Raw genomic sequence first — 20,612 nt, 5'->3', positions numbered from 1 at the left:
TGCAGTTTATGGTGTCAGGTACCAGGCCTTCAGGCTTACAGGCCAAATGTACTCATAATAGTTTCGAATTCCGGCGAATCTGCAAATCCCATGAGGATCTCTTCGCGGGTCGTGCCTCTGCGCATCCTGTCCAGGTGATATTCCAGGCCTGCCACGTCATATTCCCTTCCCATAAAGGTCTTGTACAGCACTTTTACATAGGCTTCATTTCCAAGCTTTTTGTCTTCAAATTCCGATGAGAATATAAAGTTCTTCGCTGCCTGTACAGGAGTCACATTTCCGAGTGTGATCTCTTTTGTATAGTATTCAAGGCCTTCTTCCTCACCCGCTCTTCCTAACGCTTCCGCATAGAGACGGTTCGTGAACATGGTCAGGGCAGGATTTTTGTCCATGTATTTTACCAGCTCCACACTTCCCCTGCTGATTCCGTAAGAAGCACAGATTTCCGTGAATTCTGCTGACTCAACGAATCCTTTGAATACAAAATCCCTTGATACGCCGTTGTCCAGGAAGTTCAGCCAGTATGCTTTTCCGCCTTCATCTGATGCGCGGTTCATAAAAGTACTGTAAAGGACTTCCACATAGTCCGCATTGCTGAGTGCCCTTTCAGCAAATTCAGGACTGTCTATAAATCCACGTCCCACCTCTGCACCGGTTCTTTCGCCACTGGCAAGCAGTTCCGTATAATAGCCCATTCCGTCATCGTCTGCTGCTCTTCCGAATACTTTGCTGTAGAGCCTCTGAATAAAGCTTTCTGTGGGAGTCAGCTTTTTAACAGCAACTGTTACCGTGCATGTTGCTTTTTTGCTTCCGTCTTCTGTAACCGCTTCAATAACTGCTGTTCCGTCGGACACTGCTGTTACCAGGCCCGTAGCGCTTACGGTTGCCACTGCTGTGTTTGCAGATATCCAGGTGACATTTTTGTTCGCCGCATCTGCAGGCGTAACTGTTGCTGTCAGCTGGAAGGTCTCTCCTGCAGCTGTCATGGTCTTTGCAGCGGTGTCAAGCGTTACTCCTGTAACTGCGCGTTCTGCTTTTGGAGGCGCCGTAATTCTGATTTCAGCTGCCGAGGCAAAATTCTTTCCGCTTTGATTTGAATAGGAATTCACCGCATACAGTCTGACGTTTGTAGCCTCCGTTTCATCAAACTGTACCCACTTCCAGCTGGCATCATTTACCCAGCTGCCTGCAGCGGCTTCCTGATAAGTTGCTCCGTTGTCATTGCTTACCTGGATCTGATACTGGGTGATGACTCCGTTTCCTCCGCCGTTTCTTGGGAGCATGCGCAGACCATTCACGGTTTTGCTTTCTCCTAAGCTGATATCGATCCATAAGTTATTTCTGTCTGCGCCGCTCCATGCGCTATGCCAGATTGTACTGTTGTCATTGTCCAGAACATTTTTTGCCGGCCCTTCTGCATTATTTGTGCCAGGTGCCTGTTCACTTCCGGCTGTTGCCGTCATGCCTGCTAATGCCAGGTCATACGCGGCATTTGCTGCAGGATTTTTTGGTATTCCGTATTGTTCAAGAACCTCTGCTCCAAGTGCGCTCAGCTCTGTTACTGCCGGAGCCGTGGTATATCCTTGTGCTGAATTGCTTCTTACCCATTCCCACTCCCACTGGAACCAGTTGATGCTTGATTCATAAGCCGCGCCTTTGAGTTCGTTTGTTCTTGCATTGATCCAGCGCTGCCATCTTATTTTGTAGAAATCCTTGATCAGGCCGGACCACTGGCGATTGGAATAATCCTTCAGCCCGCCGGTCTCTGCCTGATTGAAAGATCCCCATGTAGTTACGAGGGCTTTCGCATTGAATTCATACAATTCTTTTGAAAAGTCGTCAGCATTTGTTCCAAGTGATTTCGCCTGCTCCACCCATCTTCCTAACAGATAGTATTCATTTGCACTGGTCACTTCTTCCATCTTATCGATGATGCTCATAAATGTTCCTGCATGCGCTTCAAAACCCGCCACATCTTTTGCATTGAACGCACTTGCCATTTTCTTCTGATATTCCTGGGCGCTGTTTGAAAGGATCTGCTGGAGTACAGTCACGACATCGTACTGATATCCTTCGCTGTTCTTTAAGCTGTCGTAATCTTCCAGCAGCAGCGCCGCAGCCCTTTCCAGCTCTGCTTTGTCATAGCTGACAACCGCATTTCCCCATGTGGATGCCGCTCCGATGCTGAGTGCCGGTCTTGCATTTACAACTGATTCCGGCGCACCCTGTCCTAAATTGTTTAAACTCGATTTGTAGACGGTATCCTGTAAAATCAGCCATGCTTCATATGCAGATTCGCTTTCTGCACCGTAGCGCCTTTTTGCATAGTCTTTCAACCAGGTATCAAGGTTGACTGCTTCCATGTTCTGTGTGGCATCGCTCTGCCAGACAGTTTCAAACAGGAAATCATATAATACAGGGTTATTGACGCTGGCTTCCGGCGTGATGCCAATGCCGGCGATCTGCTCGGACCTGTTAAATGCTGCCGGGATATTGTTTGCAAGGTTGTCCAGATGGCCATGGAGGCCAAGACGTCCGCCGAAGTTATTCAGCATACAGAACAGCCATGGAGTATCATCGAACTCATCCGTATCGCCATAGGAGCTTCCGGTCTGCGCATAATGGGGCGTCTTTTCTGCATACAGATCAAGGATCAATGCATGCTGGCTGCCATTTGCCACGGCATCCAGACCATTCAGCAATGCTGTTGTAGGATTGCCCTGCCATGCCTGAATGATCCAGACCGCATCCTTGTCCGCTGAAAGCATCGATGTCAGCACTTCTTTCGAAATATCAGTCGAAGACATGCTGCCTGTCCTTCCGCCTTCATGGAACGGGTCTGTGGCATAATAGTCACTCGTTGCACCGTATACTTCTGTCTGGCATTCATAGAACATTGCCGCGTACTGGTCAAAGGTTGCTGAAGTCGTCACTAGCATCGCAGGCCTCTGGAACGAACACCAGGTTCCCTGCTGGATAATCTGTGCATCCGGGTCGTAGTCCTGGATATCAGTCGGAACCATGCCGCTGTATCCCTGCAGTACCGGCTGCATGCCCAGATTGCGCATGATTTCCTGATTCTTTCTTGCAAGTTCTGTCCGTTCTTCAAACCAGGAATCATGAACCGGTCCGCCAAATCCCGAAAGGTTTGCCATGTATGCCCACGCATAGTAGGCTGGCCCCGCAATAAAGTCTTTGATATCTTCATGCTCGTATCCAAGTTTACCCAGGAAGCGTCTCCAGACTTCTTCCTGACCTGTTGCGTCAAGCACGACATTTACGCCGTTTAACGCCAGCCAGTCCAATTCATTGCGCCATTCCTGTTCGCCCCAGAATGCCATGGAATAGGACAAGGTGCAATAGTTATAGGAATAACGTACTTCTGCCTTTGTTTCTTTGAAAACAGTTCCATCAATTGCAGGAATCGCCACAGGCATTGTGACCTGGTCTCCCACCTGCGAAACATTTACATTGCAGTAGTATTTCAGGTAATGATTGATGCCTGTTGCCAAAGAAACACCATCATTTCCTTTTACGTGAACCTTGCCCTCTGTCATGGAAAGTTCATAGTAATCATAGTCGTGTCCTGCTTTTGGATTTTCAGCCAGCTCCAGGGTAAACCAGTTTTTATATTCTGCACCTAATCTTCTTTCGATTATGCCGTTTACTTCACTATAGGTTTCTGCATCTGTTACCATAGCATTTACTGCATAATCGGTATCCGAAAACTGTGCCGTATTGACTGGCGGCGTTTCCTGAACCGGAGTTGTGCTTTCCGTACCAGTCACACGCACTTCATTGATTACAGCCGCCGTCTCTTTTGAATTGTATTCCAGATATACACGTACAATGCGGGCTTCTTTCCCGTCTGCCTGATAGACTTCTCCGGTCTCCGGACTTGCAGATTCTCTGCCTGTCTTTTCCGCCAGTTTGTCAAAATCCCTTCCATCCATGCTTGTATAGATCGTATACTGGGAGTAGCCGATTTCCGGCGTAAATACCTCTACCGTATTCAGATTATAATTTTTTTCCAGATCAATATCTACATATGCCGGATAATAAGAGCCTCTCCAGCTCGAAGTGACACTTCCGTCCGTGACATTCTGCGCCAGAGACTTTCCGGAAGATGCATGTACCGGTTTATTCCATGCAATGCTTCTGCTGTCGTCTGCAGCTTCTGCACTTCCGTATATTTCAAATTCCGCCACCGCCGGCCAGCCATATGACGTTCCGCCGTTTGTTGTACAGGAATGCATCAGGATCTTCACTTCAGAATAAGTCTTTTCAATAAATTTATATTGCTGGGATGACTGGGCTGTACGATTTGCAGCTGCATTCGCAACAATCGTGTCATATTCGCCACTGCCATTCCTCGCAAGGATACTGTATCTAAATGCGAAATCAATACTGTCAGCTGCACCTACATTTTCGAATGCAATTCCAAATGCATCCATTGCTCTTGGCGAGCCATAGGATAACAGGATTTCCTTTTCGCTGCTCATTGCCGCGTCATGGAACTTGTACAGTGTACCTGTATTTCCGTCTGTAAGGTTTGCCTCGCTTCCATTGCTGGATCCGGTCGTTGAAACCGCTGCCTCATTTGCAATATTGCTGTAGGCCGATAAACTGACATCCTGTTTTTCGTATACCTCAATTTCCCTGATCACAGGCCAGAATCCCGGAGTCGCAGTCGTTGTGTCCTGCGGCTCCGACAGCGACACATAAACATGAGATGCGGAAACCGGGATGTCCACTGTCAGCTCTGCGTCTGCATTTACGGGATTTCTCCTGGTTCCGAACGTGATCAGATCACTGGTAATGCCGTTCTGTGCATACCTGACAGTTACATTTACGCTTCTCTTCAATTCCTCTCCCGGAGCACCTCCAATCTTTACAACAACTTTCGAAATGTTATGGCTTCCATCTAGCTGCAATACTGCTGTACTTGGCCATACACCCGCCGTCTGCCATTGTGTTGAGGCATTTCCGTCATTTACATTCTGAATCACACTGCCTCCGTATGCCCCATCTGAGGTGCCCGCCGTTGCATCGGGTGCAATATTGACCAGTGCTTCCTGCGCCTCTGCCTTAGCCGGGAGCGCCAGTCCTCCGATTGCAATACTTAGGGAAAGAAATACTGACAGTACCTGCTTTCCTATGCTTTTCGGACCCTTTCGTTTCTTCTCGATTCTCTTTTTCACTTCGCCCTCTCCTTCTCGCAATTCTGTCTTTTTAAAAAGCGAATTGTACTTTCTTTAGAATGTATCCCCCAATACAAAAAAAGACCCAATACGCCCTATGCATCATACATAGATAGTATCTGGTCTCGCCTACTTAAAGTAACAATCCGTTTCTATATATTATGTATACCAAAAACGAGTGAATATGTCAATTTCTATCTCTTTTATACAACACAAAAAGCAAATATGTATCATTCCCCTTTATATGGATATTTTTATTGATTTACATCATATTTACAGGTAAAATATGTAACAGGGGGTTTTAACAAACCAGATTTACTATAACAAACTTAAGAAAAGAGGGTATATGATGTTCAAAAACTATGAGGGGAAAGTCCGCTCAGGCTGGAAGATACTGGGGGTAACGGCAGTCTTTTTTGCATTAACAGTAGTCTGTTCTTTTATTGGCGGATTAATATTAGCCGGAGTGACTGTCGCCAGAGGTTTCAATCCTATTACTTATCTTACAACCGAGGACGGCTTGAAATTAATGGGTACATTTGAAAAGATACTAATGTTTGCTCAGGAATTAATCATGATTTTTACTCCATTGATTGCTTGGAGATTTATCATGAAACGTCCGCTATCGAATATGGGATTAGGCTCGATTAAAAAACATGGAAAAGATCTGACTGCAGGGCTTCTTTTTGGAGCAGTTTCCATGTCGATTGTGTTTGCGGTTATCGTAATGACTGGAAGTGGAGTTGTAGCATCCTGGACACCACAGGTTTCAACGGACACTTTTGTCTATCTGCTTCTCTTTATCCTTGTTGGATTTGCAGAGGAGATCTATGGAAGAGGTTTTATCATGTCCGCATTGCGCCAGACAAGAAATGTGCCTGTTGTAGTCATCGTGTCTTCAATCATTTTTTCATTATTACATTCCATGAATCCAGGAATCAATTTTGTTTCATATTTCAATATATTTTTAGTAGGCCTGTTATTTGCTTATATGTATCTGAAATCAGGAAACATCTGGATGTGTATCGGATACCATATCACGTGGAATTACTTCCAGGGAAATGTATTTGGATTTCCTGTCAGCGGAACCAATACGCAGGGACTTATATCAACAACATACCCGAAGGAAAACGCCATAAATGGCGGCGTGTTTGGTCCGGAGGGCGGACTTGTTGTAACTGCAATTTTGATATTCAGTTTTCTGGTTGTGAAGCGATTCTATAAAAATGCAGAGTTCGATTTTCTGGCAGGTGAGCCAGTTGTTGAGATGGCTGGTGTGGAAATGCCTGATGTTGTACTGTCAGATGCGGAAAACTTTACTATAGAAAAACCAGCCACAGATACTAGTATGAAGGCTGAAAACAAAAGGGCAGCCGGTGCTCATGAAACGGAAGAAATATACAGCGAGTAAGCAATGAATAAAAAAGGAAGCCGTCGCCGTTCACGATTGATGATCGTGAAGCGGCCGCTTCCTCCCCCCCTAATGAAGGTACCTGACACCATAAACTGCAGTTTATGGTGTCAGGTACCTTTTTTCACTGCTGTTCCTCCGTCTCCGGTCTTGGCCCAACAAAATATTCCAGGATCATTTTTTGAACATTTTCCGGATACATTAAAAGCATATACGGATTACCTGCCTGGCTAACCTTCTCAATCGTCTTTATTCCCATCGCTAACCCTCTTTCAGTCTGCTTCTTGATAAATATGCCACCCTGATCTGCTTCTTCTGTCAAGCCTTCTGATACAAGATATTCCCATATCTTTGTTCCAGTAAGCTTCTTCACATTATCCACTGTACAGATACGGTTCATTTCATCTTTGATGTCGCTGATATAATACAAATCTGAATAGTTGAATTTATCGATATCAGTCTCAGCAAGAAAGAATTCACTTTTTTTACTCTTCTTTTTTGATTTTTCTGGTTTTTCATTGGTAAATGGCTCCTCGTCATCTTCCTTCATGCTGATTACAGAATCCGGATGCGCCTCCTGATAGTCCCTAATTGCATCAAGAAATCTCTGTCCGTACTTGTCAAACTTTGCTTCACCAACTCCAGACACCTGAAGCATTTCAGATCTATTCTGCGGCACTCTGACACACATATCAACCAATGACTTATCACTAAAAATGATATATGGCGGTATGGATTCTTCTCTTGCTATCTCCAGACGAAGATTGCGCAGTTTTTCAAACAATACATATCCTGCACTTGTAAGAAAATCCATACTTTTCTTCTTCCCAGACTTTACTCTTCTATCAGGCTCTTTCTCCTCATACATACGAATCATCACACGATTATTCTCATCTCGCAATGGTGCAATATCTCCCATCCTAAAAACACTATATTGATCCTCAGTCTGATAAACATATCCATCAAGAATCATCTGGCTTATCAGAAGTCTAAGCTCAGACTCAGTATTATCCTTCAAAATACCGTATGATTTATAATTCACTGTGCCCAGTTCTTTAAGACGTGCCCTATTTGCGCCAAGCAATGTTCCAAGAACAATATTGAGCCCATATCTTCCTTTTGTTTCAGCAAGACAGTTAATAACCCACTTTGCTTCCCTGGTCATATCCGCTTCCCGGTATTCCCTATGGCAATTACCGCAATTGTCACATGGCGCTCCTGGCTTTTCACCAAAGTAATCCAAAATATAATTGCGAAGACAGCTTGTGGTTCGGCAATAGCCTTCCATTACCTGAAGCCTTCTTGCATCTCGCTGTTGAATCAGTTCAATATCCTCGAGCGCTACCTCCGAAAAATCTTTTCGTTCTAACAGGAATTTGTTAATCATAATATCCTGGGCTGAGAAAAGAAGAACACACTGAGATGGCTCACCATCACGTCCCGCACGACCGGCTTCCTGATAATAACTTTCCATGCTCTGTGGCATATTGTAATGAATTACATAGCGGACATTCGACTTATCAATACCCATTCCGAATGCATTGGTTGCCACAATTACCGGGGCACGGTCATAAATAAAATCATCTTGATTTTTCTTTCTGGTATCATTATCAATTCCAGCATGATATTTTGTTACAGGGACACCTCTTTTAAACAGCAATTCGTGAAGTGCATCGACATTTTTACGAGTGGCACAATATATTATGCCACTTTCATCAGGATGCTCATCAATATATCCCACAACAAAATCATCCTTCTTTTTAATACTTTCGACACGATAATATAAGTTTTCTCTATCAAATCCTGTTACAACAATATTCGGATTTCTGAGGTTCAAAATACATGCAATGTCATTCTTTACTTCTTCAGTTGCTGTAGCGGTAAATGCGCTTAAAACAGGTCTCTTCTTAAGTCTGTTAACGAAATCAACTATCTTTAAATAACTTGGTCTAAAGTCCTGCCCCCACTGTGAAATACAATGAGCCTCATCAACAGTTACCATTGAGATATCTGCATTATTGGCAAAATCAACAAATTCCCAACTCTCAAGACGCTCTGGTGCGACATAAACAATCTTATAAGTCCCTTGAGCAGCTGCACTTAAAGCCTTGCTAATCTGATAGTCTGAGAGCGACGAGTTAATAAATGCTGCATGAATCCCAGCTTCATTCAATGCCTTAACCTGATCCTGCATCAGGGAAATCAATGGAGAAATAACGACAGTAATACCGGGAAACAGTAATGCCGGTACCTGATAACAGATAGATTTACCTGCTCCTGTTGGCATTATTGCCAGAGCATCTCGTCCTGCCATTATGGTGCTTATTATACTTTCTTGTCCTTCTCTGAAGGAATCATATCCAAAATATACTTTCAGTATTTCATTAGCGTTCATCATTCACCCCTGGAAAATATCGTTTTTATAATGGTACCTGACACCATAAACTGCAGTTTATGGTGTCAGGTACCTTTATGTGGACATTAGTATACACGCCCTTTACTGCTATTTCAGCATATCCTTTATTTCATTAATTGATAGAGCCGCCAAATGTGACAACTTATTTCTGGCATCTTTGTATTTTTTCAAATTCTCGTATTCAGAGGTACTCAAAGTTAAGCATCCATTATCTGCCATATATTTTAATGTTCCAAGTTCAACATCTTTTGGATCATTATAAATCTCACCATATGATGCTGAAATTGGCAGTTGCTTTGATATTGCCCTCGAATGCTTTTGAACAAATTCTTCTCTGTACTCCTCTAAATGGGGATAAATCGTTTTTATCTGTGCCAGCCATATAAAATGTTCGACCTCTTCACTGGTTTTCGTATAGCGAAAACAGGTCCCGTCGCTGCGCTCTTTCTCTTCAACAGTCATCCTAATGAATGCCAGTGGGTTCTCAAGAAAAGGCTTATGATTTTGAATGCATTCCGCACATAATTCAATATCATTACCAGCCACATTAGCCACTAGTTCAGCTATATACTTCTTGATAAACGCGCTTTCTCTAATGCTTGAAGATGCCAAAACCGCAAAAACAATTCTGTCATAGTCTCCAATGAAGTCATCAAGCGAAAATATTTTTATCCCCTTCTTCACACTGGCCTGTTCATCGCCTGCCCACTCCAGGATAAAGACAGCAGTATTTTTATTCTTTCCCCTTTCCTTTACATATTCAGAAACAAAAGCAAGCCAGTTCTCTAAACAATTTACATCATCAATCTGTACCCACAGATAGCGATCATGAAGAACGATATCGTCACTTTCCGCAAAAAATTTAGGATACCCTTTTGTTGGTCTGTACGTTGCTCTCTTTTCCGGCTTACAGAATTCTCTTAACAAATAGGCACCCGGATCAGTTGCCGCAGGAGTCTTTACAAATTTCTTTTCTGAACTCTGCTGTTTTACTGCTTCAATTATTGATGACTCTAGTTCTGCGTACCAGGGCATACAGCTTGTATACCTGATGAGAATGCTCTTCTCATCAAGTATACTTTGCGTAATCTGCGATACATATTGGACTGCATTTGTAACCTGATTCCACCAGATGTTCTTCATGTTCAGTCCTCCATGTACTCTTCAAGCTTGCTGTCTATCTCTGTTCTTGTTCCCATCATCTGGAAGAAAGTAAATCTCGTAAACAAATAGCGTGTCTCATCTGTACTTCTAAGCACATTCAGTTCCTTTAACTCTTCCATAAATGCAGCCAGCTTTGTATCCTCCAGGTTTGATATCTTTGCAATATCAAGTTCATTACCAGCATTCTTAATGTCATCAGCAGAATAACCCTCATTGTACCCGTTATTGTGATAAAGGAATGCCATAATAAGTGCAATCAGGTAATAATAGTTATCTTCATCCAACTTCAATGTGATTACATACTTCTCTCGAATCTGATCCATAAATTCAGGATCCGCAAGCACCTTCTTTATATGTTCCTCACTTATTTCATAAATTGGAGTATCTGCCTCATCATATCCAGCATAGTCCTTACTTCTCATTGCCGATAAAAGCTTTGCGCAATACATCTGAATCAGACCTGGGAAATAGTTTGTACTAGCCAGAATAAGCGTAATGAGCGATTCATTTTCTTTGGGAAATTTCAGTCCTAAATAATGAAGCGGAATCTCCATAAGTTCACGTGCTTCAGCCGGCTGGAATGGCTTTACAGTCATCGCCTCAAGATGTGTCAGCACACTGTTGTTGCCCAGAGCAGCTTCATGCTTAAAGCGCACAATATTTCTAAGTCCGGCAATTACAAACTTAAAGCGCCCTACACCAATACTCTGAATTTCCTTCAAGGAGTCAAATGGCCTGTAATTTATCTCCTCACAGCTTTCAATAAAGGTATCAGCCTCATCCAGCAGTAAGAGTAAATAAGGTATTCTGTTTTTCTCAGACTGAAGACGGTTCTTCACTGCTCTGGCAAGTTCATCCCAATCCGTTGTCGTAATGTCCGATGTCAGAACACCTTCGTCATACAATGCATGACCAATCTTCTTTGCGGCTTCTTGATAGTTCAATCCTTTAATTTCTATAAGAACTGCACGATCACCGTTTTCATCACCATCAATATCTGCCTTTGCCTTCTTAAGCAATGCAGATTTTCCCAACTGACGACCACCATATACAATATTTGCGCCTGTCGCTGACTCGATTCTTTCAAGTTCATGTTTTCTTCCCATGAATATCTCAGGCGGCATGACATTTGATGATTCCCATACATATGGCTGATAGTAGCCAAATGGCGTTATCAATGAAATAAGCATTCTGTTTGCCTTGGTTTCATCGTAATTTCTTACCATATACATCATTACAGTTCTATCCACGACAGCAAACAGTTTATCCCCGAGTTCCGACTTGCTCTTTCTGGCCAATATTCGTCTCTCAGGCTTATCAAGCGCACAATCCAATAAAATCATTGTATGCTTCGCATTGCCAATTTGCTTCATTACGTCAATCAAACCCGCGGCGTCATATTTGCCATTTATACATACTACTCTGAATCCTTCCTGGGATGCACCTGAACCAAATGCAGCAATTGGATGTGTATAGTTTTCTCTTTTTCCTCCCTGTACCACCAAATTCCTTACCAGGAAATTCTCGAATTTTCCAATAGAGCTCTGAGCCTGAACAGAATTGTTGTTTACTTTGAAGCCAAAGCCAGACAGGAGTGCAATCAAACGATCCTTGCCAAGGTTGCTTCCTCCCGGAAGCCAATTGTCAGCAAGCCTCTTTCCACCACGCTCTTCCTTATTTCTGGTACGACTACTAACAAGTGTGGCAAAACTTGACTGGCTCATGGCAACAGGCTTATAGTAATCAGTATAATTTTCAAGGAACTCACGCAGGAAATCCTCTTCTATGATTTCTTCATGCTCGTCATCCTGCTGCCATACACGCGCCAGAAGATCTTCAGAGACTGTATAATTCTGCTGTTTTATTGCCGCCTGGATCCTGGCTACCTTTTTCTCTTTGGCTTCTGCCGAAATCCCCTTTATACTGGTATTCTTAAATGCCTCAAGCTGCTCGATCAGGTCCTTTTCACGAGACTTGGATTCCTTACGTATTTCTGCAAGGTAGCTGTCCGTAATGCGCTTAAAGAATCCATAGTTAGAACTTTCAAGAGAGCTCTCATACCACGCATCGACAATCTGAAGGATTTTCTCCTTCTTATCTTCCGTGGAATTTGAGTTGTCGATCTGGCCATAACTCTGTGCGAGCTCCAGGTCTCCTATAAACTGTTCCTTTCTAAGATTAGCTGTCTCTTTTGCGTACTCTTCACCTGCCTCTATAGTTCTCTCTATTGATGCAATATCAGCTGTCGCATCCGTTGCTTCGATATATTCTGCAAGCAGACGTGCTGAACCATAATCATCTCCACCGTCCTCGAGGATTTCCGAACATCTATCCATCGGACGCTTGCATACTTTTCCTGCATGCTCTAATATACGGTATTCCGGCTGAAGTTCAACCATTTCAGATGACCTTACATCTAAATCAGGGCAAAAAGCCTCATCTAGCAGCACATCATCCGTGAATAGGAATGGCACATAAAAATAGCGTTTCTGATATTCTTCATACGAACCATCTATGCAATGTCCAATCTCATCAAGTGTATATCTGATTACTTCAAGACCTGCTTTTTCCTCGTCCGAAACTTCAGCTGCATTTATATCCTTTCCAATATAGTCCAGTGCTTCCGCAATATCAGCAATCAATGGCTTACGGATTTTCCTATATGCCAATGAACTAGCATCCTCCGTTTGGTCATTAATCTTATCAACAAGGCTACACCAGCGAATCATGATTTGAACAGCCTTCGTTGTAATATTAACGATGTTATTTCGCAAATGGCTCTTTAAGTCCGCACGAAGTTTCATCATCATCTTTTCTCCAGCCTGATCCCAATAGTTTAAGATAAACTCCCAAAGCAGATCAGAATCAATTGTATCCTCTGATATTATATTTCCTTCTCTGATGAAATTATCTTGCAGAAACTCAACAATTAAAGGCTGAATCTCCTTCTCATTATCTGCTACTGCCTTTATATACTGGCCAATATCACCATTCACATCAAAAAGCAGCTTTTTGGTCTCAAGGAATCTTCTCAGATTGGCCTTTTCGACCTTCTTGACTGCAATCGTGCTTTCAAAGAAAAGCTTTGCTTCCCTTTGAAGCTTCTTCAGTTCATCCTCTAACTGGGAAATGCTCTTTGCCCTATAGTCAGCATAAGCATCCAGCCCCTTTTTCTGTGCATCCTTAAACTCTACAAGTTTATATACAACATTACTTAAGGACGGGTATGTGCTTAATACCGGATACTCTTTTATTGCATTGTAAAATGCCTTAATATTGTAATCGTATCGCACCTGATTAGAGAAAAAAGTTCTCAGTCCAATTGCTACGACTAATGCGTCCGAAAATTCTGTATGCCTCTGCGGAATCAAATCAAACACACCATCTGCTGAATATGTACAACGCTTCATTGGATCATTCAATGCGTAAGCGATTCTGTCATACAATTCGATCATCGAAGAATCCTTTAATGAGCGTGCTCTTGCATAAGCGGGTGCACAATAATACTTCTTTTCATTGATCAATCTGCATAGCGTCACTTCCATGCTTTCCGTGTCATACGCCTCAGCTATTTTAGTTGTTTGTGCTGACTCTTTCTTAGCGGATACCGATCTGGTTTTTTCTACAGCTTTACGCTCAGGCTTACCCTGCCCTTCAGTATCTGTGTCTTGAGCAGTATCATGGTCATCTTCATTCTCTGCTTCAAACGATGGCTCCGGATCAGATTCCACCGGATCATCATGTTCATGATCAGCGTCTGCCAATGCATGCCATATCTCCCCAATCGATGCCTCATTTCCAGTGTAATAAGAGTAGTAGACATCATCTGATACTGTATACAAGTAGATAGGAACATTCTTCAGTTTTGAGAAATTACAGCGCTGAATCTCCTCGACAATGTTTTTGGCAAAGTCTTTATTCGCCGATGCAATAATGAGTCTGTTAACAGACTCCGCACCCTCAATTAGCTTCTCCAAACCAGCAATAAAGCGGTCACACTCCTCAATGCCTGTCCAGAATGCACCTGCTAAAATTTCAGATTCTTCTGGATGGTCTGTATCATAAGCCCTGTACAAGAATGCCTCTGCAAAAAGTATATTCGTTGCCGACTGCTTTTTTACCTGTCTCTCAATGAAATTTCTATTACTATTGATGTAAAGATTGAGAAATGCCATTCTCGCGGTTGCGCTGGATTCTTTATCCTCAATTAATACACCCATTGTATCTACAGAAAGCTGCCTTACTTCAACAAACTTGCTCGCATCTTTATAAGTTAACGATTTTTCAAGTCTGGGAGATGAACAATAAAACTCCCCACCTGGTATTAGCTTATACTTTCTCAGATAACCCTTTTTCTGCAGGAAATCCAGACTGCTTTCCGCAGTGCCTTCCTGCATATGAAATCTTAAGCCCAGTATGCTCTTTGAAATCAGGCCGAATCTGGATAATTGCTGGATTATGCTCTTAAATGCCTTTACATTTCCCTTTCTAAGATCATTCAAGAAAACACTCACTGAAATCTTCTTGTTTTCCGCTTCGCTTATATCGCTTAATAAAATACCAAAATCCTTTTTCTCATCTAAAATAAGCCCTCTGGCTGCAATTGACTTAGTAAATTCCGAGTGTTCCTCATTCTCCTCTTCAGAAGCTTTCCTATCTTCAGTAGTTTCATTATCTGCTATTGCTATTTTAGTCTCTATATCTGAAGCTATTTCCTCAGCCTGCTCCTCTTCGGATGTCTTTTCCTCTTTGGCTGTTGTTCCTTCCTCAGAGGTTGAAGTCCCAGGCACTTCCTGCGCATTTTCCGCTGTTTGAGTAACTTCATCCGAATCCGAACCTGGAAGGAAATAGCTCTCTTTTGAAAGGCCTCTTGCTACACGGGATGGATAATACGCTTCTAATGAATCGAGCAAATCATTTCCTGCAGCTGAATCCAGGTCATCGAAATCTAATGCACGAAGAAATAACTGAGGACCCGCAACCTCCTCACTCACCTCAGAAAAATCAGTTACCTCACTGCTTACAATTCTTTCAAGCAGCGTCTCAGCCTGTTTTTGAAATGGTTCCAAAGCAGATGAATACTGCTCTAAAAGTGATTGTACGGATATAAACCTTTCAAGCGTAACTTTGACCTCGTTCATTTGATTACGAAGCAGTGCTGACTTACTATTCTTAATAGCCTCATAATACCCCAAAACAGGACTTCCCGTCTCCGGAAGCTCATCCTCTAATAATTCTTCTCTGGCCATTGCACACACTGAGTCATATTTCTTACAAAGTTCCTCTATTGTCGTTTCAAACTCTTTTCTATCCTCATTACCTGGTATACGTCCTTGAGAAACCAAGGCAAGCATACTTTCAAGTATACTCTTCGAGCGATTCGCATATTCATTGAATTCAGCCAGCAATTCATCAATATCCATTCCCCTCCGCTCCCCCTGCATTTCATGCGTTTCATGTATTTCTTCTGCTATTAAATTACAAATGGCAGTTTTAAGCTGTTTACATTCTTCCTCTGACAAAATTTGTTTATTTAGCAGTTTATTCTTTGTCTGAAAAGCCTGCCTTTTTACTTCCTCGACTCTGGCATCTGATTGTCTCATATGTCCCTCCCCATCATTGCATAACGAAATAAGATAACTCTGGTATTAGTTGTGGATCCAGTCCGTCTTTTATAACCAAGTCCATCTGTTGCTCGCCAGATTCAGTTAAGAGAAGTATCTGATCAATCAATCCAGAACCCGCCAGGCTTTTTAACTGATTCACGTTTTCATCCTTGCTCTCATTCTCAAATACACATGCAAACGTATATCTTACATCCTGGCCGTCTTCTATTTCACATCCAAAAACCATTTCTTTCAACTCATCTAAAGTAAACGCAATGTAATCGGATGTTTGCCTGTAATTCTTGTAATAAAAACTTAGCATGTCTATTCTTTGCGAATAAATGTTGCTCCACTTGCTTGTCTCAAAGATAATTTCTGTTGGCACTATGGCAGAATTGACGTCTTTTCTTAATTGATTGATTATCGTCTTATTTCGAAATGATTTCTCACCTTTTGAACTCAGCACATAATAGCGACGCCCTGTTTTCTCAACTATTATTTCTTCACAGTATCCGCATTTTACTAATAATTTTCCATTTTCTTCCAATAACAGTTTATCCGCAACATCAACCATCTTTTCACGACCAAGTCTTAGCAAAAGTTCTATGCTTTGGTTATGTCCTGATAGTTCTTTTATTACGTTGTTTTCATCAAAACTATCAGCTCCCGGGGCATTTACCCGCCTTATCACAGCCATATTCGATTTTTCATGCCGTTTTAATGACTCTGCATAGGAATCCAGCAAACCAGACAGGCTCCCTTTTTCTTCTTCGCCTGGCATTGTATTCATTTCTAAATTGTCTAATAAGCTGCATAATCCATTGTATAGGTTTTGTACCAATTCCTTATTTTGAAGATGGAATTTTTCCGCTCTGCTATTCATAATAATATAGCCCTCCCATCGCTCTGGTACACGCAACCACCTTCTGATTTTTTGTCATATGTTTTGCATAGACAAAAACGTTTGAAAATTCAAGTCCTTTTGCCGCAAATATTGAATAACACTCTTTTTGCTTTTCCGTGCTTTTTACAGAAGTTGTATCCAAATACACAAAGCTATCAGTCTCTATTCCTGCATCCTTACAGAATTCTTCGTATGATTCCCTATCCTTTACAATTACTACCAAATCTTCTGAAGCAATACGATCCCAACTGTTATCTATATCTGTGACAACAATCGGGCGTTGTTTTTTATCTACGCCTCCGACATATTCCATCTGAGTATCAAAATGCTCGTTACAAAATTCTACAATAGCAGCCGTATTTCTATAGTTTGTTGTAAGCGGATAGACCGTCGATATTCCAGTCTGTCGCTCCCATTCTCTAATGCCGCATGTGGCATGGAGCACTTGATTCACATCGCCAAACACATTAAATACAGCTTTTGGATATAGACCATGTAAAATATCATAATCCGCTCTATGTAAATCCTGTCCTTCATCTATACAGATAAGGCTATATCCTGGTAAGTTAGCATCCGGATGCAGCTTCATGTATATTCTAATGTAAAACAGTAAATCTGATTTATATAAGATTCTGCTCTCCTTATGTTTACCGTCCTTTAATTCCTCTACCTGTATTTTCTGTATCCCGTACTGCTCTTTGACAGGCGACAATGCATTCCACACCTCTTGCTCGAAAACAGTACTCTCTAAACGAACCAGGAAATACCTGGCTCTTTCCATTTCAGAACGCAATAAAGTAATTCTTGCTTCTTCACCTTCAAAATTACTGGCAGCTTCTCGTAACCATTCAGAATATTCTTCAATTCTGGTAAGCATCTCCTCTATCTCGCCTGAAATGGATTCAAGATTTCCGTTAACTTCCTGTTCGCGCTTTGCATATCGATCAATAATATTCTTAACCTTTTTATCTTTTGTAAACTCCTGCAATTCAGCCTTGGCCTGACTAATATATTCATCCAAAAAGACCAAATATTCCTCATCTTCTAAAAACTTTCTACCCTCAGTCAGATTTTTTACAATGAACAACTGTTGCGCATACTTCGCAGGCGCCTGTAAATCTGTTCCTCGCTCGAATTTTCTGCTGACTTCTTCAAGTTTTTTGACCGCATCTTTAACTCTCTTCTCACGCTGATGTACCCAGTCTGCCTTCTCTTTTTCAACCTCATTTACTGTTTCAACGAGCAGATCCAGCTCCCTGCGCCTGGCAGCTATGCTTTCAATTTCATCCGTGTAACGTTGCTTTTTTTTCTTATTAGTCTCAACATCCTTAAGCAACTGCTCATACTCTTTTCTCTTTTCCTGATATTCATCATTTTGCTGCAGAGCTTCCTCACGGATATCAAATGCCTTCATTTCTTCATCTAATTGTTTTACGATATCCTCAACAACCAATGCTGTAATCTCAGCAGGTTCTTCAATGCCTAATGCCTTACAACCGGCCTGTACATATTTCCTGAGAGCATTATCAATTTCATGCTCAATTTTGACGACATTTTCCTCTTCGTAGACAGCAAATAAATACCCATTCGGTAAATACTCCTCAGTGAGCTGATATTTATACTGACGATCCTTAAATCGTACATCATATGCATTTAATAGCGTTATATATAAATCCGCTATTGAACAGTCATCTATATCTGACAACTGATATCTTCTAACAAGCTCAGCTGAATATTGCCTAAACAACTTTGTAGGCGTAAGTAACAGAACTCCATTCCAGCCATCCTGAGACAATTCATCTCTTAAAAAGAATAATCTGTGCAACAAACATTGAGACTTTCCAGATCCCGCACATCCCTGGACAACAAAGTTGGTCTTTGTATCTGTCTTAATAATTTCAAACTGCATCTGCTGTAAAGTTGAAATGATATTTCGTAGTGTTGGGTTATCTCGATTTTCCTTTAATTTTGATTCCAGTAACTCATCTGCAGAATTCTGAGATACATCCGGTGTGGGATATAGCTGTATTACATTTAATAACTTTCTCTTTTTAATATCCGTATCACAGATCGACTGTGGAACAAAAACAAACTCATCCCCTTGAGGTCCCCTATAGGATATCGAACTGCCCTTTTTCGACTGATAGCAATGAAATAAAGCACCCGAAATTGGCCTTTCCCTATCCTGCTTAAATGGCAAAACATACCCATCTTTTCCAACTGGTACCATTTCATTTAATGACTCGCAGTCCGACAAGAAATAGTGTTCTCTGTCATACTCATCATCTTCCATCGATACCTCTACATGAGAAAAATAGGGCCTGTCATACAATTTACCCACAAGTTGCTCTATCTCACGTCTTCTCTTTTCGGCACCGGATAATTGCCCCTGCATCATAAAAGCTTCTTTATCATCAAAACTTCCACGTGTGATGGATGCCTTTTTTAATCTCACCTCTGATGAAGCTGAAGATGCCATACCATCAAAGGTTCTATATACTTCTTCTTTATATCTCTCTTCTTCCACGAAGAGCTTATTCTGCGTAATCACTGACATGCATCAGTACCCCCATTTTCAAGCTGAATAATATTTCAAATCTGTATTTGCTTAGTTTCTACTGATTCCCATCAGCTTATTTCCCTTAATCTTCTTCTCCGTTAACTCAAGGCAAAGTTTACGATGATCACCGCCATACCCAAATGTACCTGCTTCTTCATCAGGAAAATCCGGCCATTCAGTTCTCACATAGTCCTATACAAAATTACATATACAGGCTCGTGATGCCTTTATATATACAATCGACTATTGCGTTTAACTTTTCCAAATTCCGGAACCGAACTCCCATCATATAGCCCTTGTAAACATCAATTAATTGTTATATCGCAATTTATGCCCCTCTTCTGGTTTTTCCGCATTTGCAGAAATTCACCACCTGCTACCTTTCCTAAATGCCCCTTCAATTCCTCCTTCATCACATAATACTGTTATGCATCTTCCAGATATGTTCCACTTTTCGGCTGCTTCTGCTGTTATAAAGTATTCCATATGAGTCTTCCGCAAATGGACAAAATTACCATAACTATAATTTTATGCTATCTGTTTAACAATAGCAATGAAAACATATAAAATTCGACAATTTCCCAGTTATCTCTTTTTATTTATTCATCATCTTGCACAAAATAAATTTACACATATTTGATATATCTAGATATACAGCAGTGTTCTTTGCTTCTTTGCCTTAATGGAGTTCTTGTTTGTATCCTTGTTATTTCTATTATGCTGATAGATTCGTCCTCCACGTTCTTCTTAAATCTGATGAATCGTTCTTTTTCGATAAGTATTTTTGCCGCTTCGATGAACAGCTCCTTTTTCCATTGTCTGTATTATCACTATAGATGACTTGATCTTAGGACTTCTGTTTACATAACAAACATTATATCCCTTAATTCCAGCAGCCCTCACTTCATGTTGTTGAACGAATCTTTGACTTTAATTTTGTGTGGATTATCATTGGTTTGTCATCCACTTTTTTGATTTTGAATTAGTAAACGGTAGTCCACAATAAAAAAGTAAAAAAAGGTACCTGACACCATAAACTCCAGTTTATGGTGTCAGGTACCTTTTTTTTGAGCTCATAATCACTCTTAAGATGCTCCTGAATCTTTAAATTACTCAATGGATGCTCCTCTGTGGAATACTTTTTCAGTATTTCATAAGTAGCGAGTACAGCCTTTTTTGAATTTGTGTATGACATAATGATTTATCTCCCCCTTCTACCTTTTGACAACGTTTATATAATATGATACTTAGTGTCTGCTGATTAAATCGCTTCCGATTGAAAATCAGCAGGTCTTTTCCACAAATTTTGTACCAGCAAAAAAAGTGCAAAAAGTATTCGTGCCTGAATCT

9 protein-coding genes are annotated in these 20,612 nt (G+C 41.5%); 1 reads left to right on the top strand and 8 read right to left on the bottom strand.

Annotation, left to right across the window (positions count from 1 at the left end; all coding sequences use genetic code 11):
• Positions 1–35 precede the first annotated feature (35 nt).
• Positions 36–5,201 (bottom strand): alpha-N-acetylglucosaminidase TIM-barrel domain-containing protein, encoded by a 5,166-nt coding sequence (locus BJR36_RS11370; protein WP_091234292.1) that lies wholly within the window; start codon positions 5,199–5,201, stop codon positions 36–38.
• Positions 5,202–5,550: 349 nt separating this feature from the next.
• Between BJR36_RS11370 and BJR36_RS11365 the strand changes: the two genes are divergently transcribed.
• Positions 5,551–6,612 carry a CPBP family intramembrane glutamic endopeptidase gene (locus BJR36_RS11365; protein ID WP_169823672.1) on the top strand — a complete coding sequence of 354 codons (1,062 nt, stop codon included), beginning with the start codon at positions 5,551–5,553 and terminating at the stop codon, positions 6,610–6,612.
• Positions 6,613–6,736: 124 nt separating this feature from the next.
• Here BJR36_RS11365 and recQ read toward each other — a convergent pair whose 3' ends face one another.
• The 7 genes from recQ to BJR36_RS21040 all read right to left on the bottom strand — a co-directional run bounded on the left by recQ (position 6,737) and on the right by BJR36_RS21040 (position 19,748).
• Positions 6,737–9,007 (bottom strand): DNA helicase RecQ, encoded by a 2,271-nt coding sequence (gene recQ / locus BJR36_RS11360; protein ID WP_091234282.1) that lies wholly within the window; start codon positions 9,005–9,007, stop codon positions 6,737–6,739.
• A gap of 108 nt (positions 9,008–9,115) precedes the next feature.
• On the bottom strand, positions 9,116–10,171 hold the full coding sequence (locus BJR36_RS11355; RefSeq protein ID WP_091234279.1) for a hypothetical protein: 1,056 nt from the start codon (positions 10,169–10,171) through the stop codon (positions 9,116–9,118).
• 2 nt (positions 10,172–10,173) lie between these two features.
• Positions 10,174–15,795: an ATP-binding protein gene (locus tag BJR36_RS11350; protein WP_091234276.1), complete on the bottom strand. Its 5,622-nt coding sequence runs from the start codon at positions 15,793–15,795 to the stop codon at positions 10,174–10,176.
• Positions 15,796–15,808: 13 nt separating this feature from the next.
• Positions 15,809–16,681: a hypothetical protein gene (locus BJR36_RS11345; protein ID WP_091234273.1), complete on the bottom strand. Its 873-nt coding sequence runs from the start codon at positions 16,679–16,681 to the stop codon at positions 15,809–15,811.
• Positions 16,674–19,259, bottom strand: a complete 2,586-nt coding sequence (locus BJR36_RS11340) for a helicase domain-containing protein (RefSeq protein WP_091234270.1) — start codon at positions 19,257–19,259, stop codon at positions 16,674–16,676. Before BJR36_RS11340 ends, BJR36_RS11345 begins: the two co-directional genes overlap by 8 nt.
• A gap of 51 nt (positions 19,260–19,310) precedes the next feature.
• Complete coding sequence (locus tag BJR36_RS21155) at positions 19,311–19,448, bottom strand: hypothetical protein (RefSeq protein WP_408605720.1); 138 nt, start codon at positions 19,446–19,448, stop codon at positions 19,311–19,313.
• Positions 19,449–19,628: 180 nt separating this feature from the next.
• Positions 19,629–19,748, bottom strand: coding sequence for a DNA-binding protein (locus BJR36_RS21040; protein ID WP_334292926.1), 120 nt, complete (start codon positions 19,746–19,748; stop codon positions 19,629–19,631).
• Between the last annotated feature and the right edge of the window lie 864 nt (positions 19,749–20,612).

The organism is Anaerobium acetethylicum (genome assembly GCF_900096945.1).
GTDB classification, from domain to species: domain Bacteria; phylum Bacillota; class Clostridia; order Lachnospirales; family Lachnospiraceae; genus Anaerobium; species Anaerobium acetethylicum.
Note: the sequence above shows the minus strand (reverse complement) of the source record. Positions and strands in the feature narration are given on the sequence as shown.

Excerpts from the sequence above, each read along its gene's own strand:
- BJR36_RS11365 (WP_169823672.1), top strand. The coding sequence starts at position 5,551 with ATGTTCAAAAACTATGAGGGGAAAGTCCGCTCAGGCTGGAAGATACTG.
- recQ (WP_091234282.1), bottom strand. The coding sequence starts at position 9,007 with ATGAACGCTAATGAAATACTGAAAGTATATTTTGGATATGATTCCTTC.
- BJR36_RS11355 (WP_091234279.1), bottom strand. The coding sequence starts at position 10,171 with ATGAAGAACATCTGGTGGAATCAGGTTACAAATGCAGTCCAATATGTA.
- BJR36_RS11350 (WP_091234276.1), bottom strand. The coding sequence starts at position 15,795 with ATGAGACAATCAGATGCCAGAGTCGAGGAAGTAAAAAGGCAGGCTTTT.
- BJR36_RS11345 (WP_091234273.1), bottom strand. The coding sequence starts at position 16,681 with ATGAATAGCAGAGCGGAAAAATTCCATCTTCAAAATAAGGAATTGGTA.
- BJR36_RS11340 (WP_091234270.1), bottom strand. The coding sequence starts at position 19,259 with ATGTCAGTGATTACGCAGAATAAGCTCTTCGTGGAAGAAGAGAGATAT.
- BJR36_RS21040 (WP_334292926.1), bottom strand. The coding sequence starts at position 19,748 with ATGGAATACTTTATAACAGCAGAAGCAGCCGAAAAGTGGAACATATCT.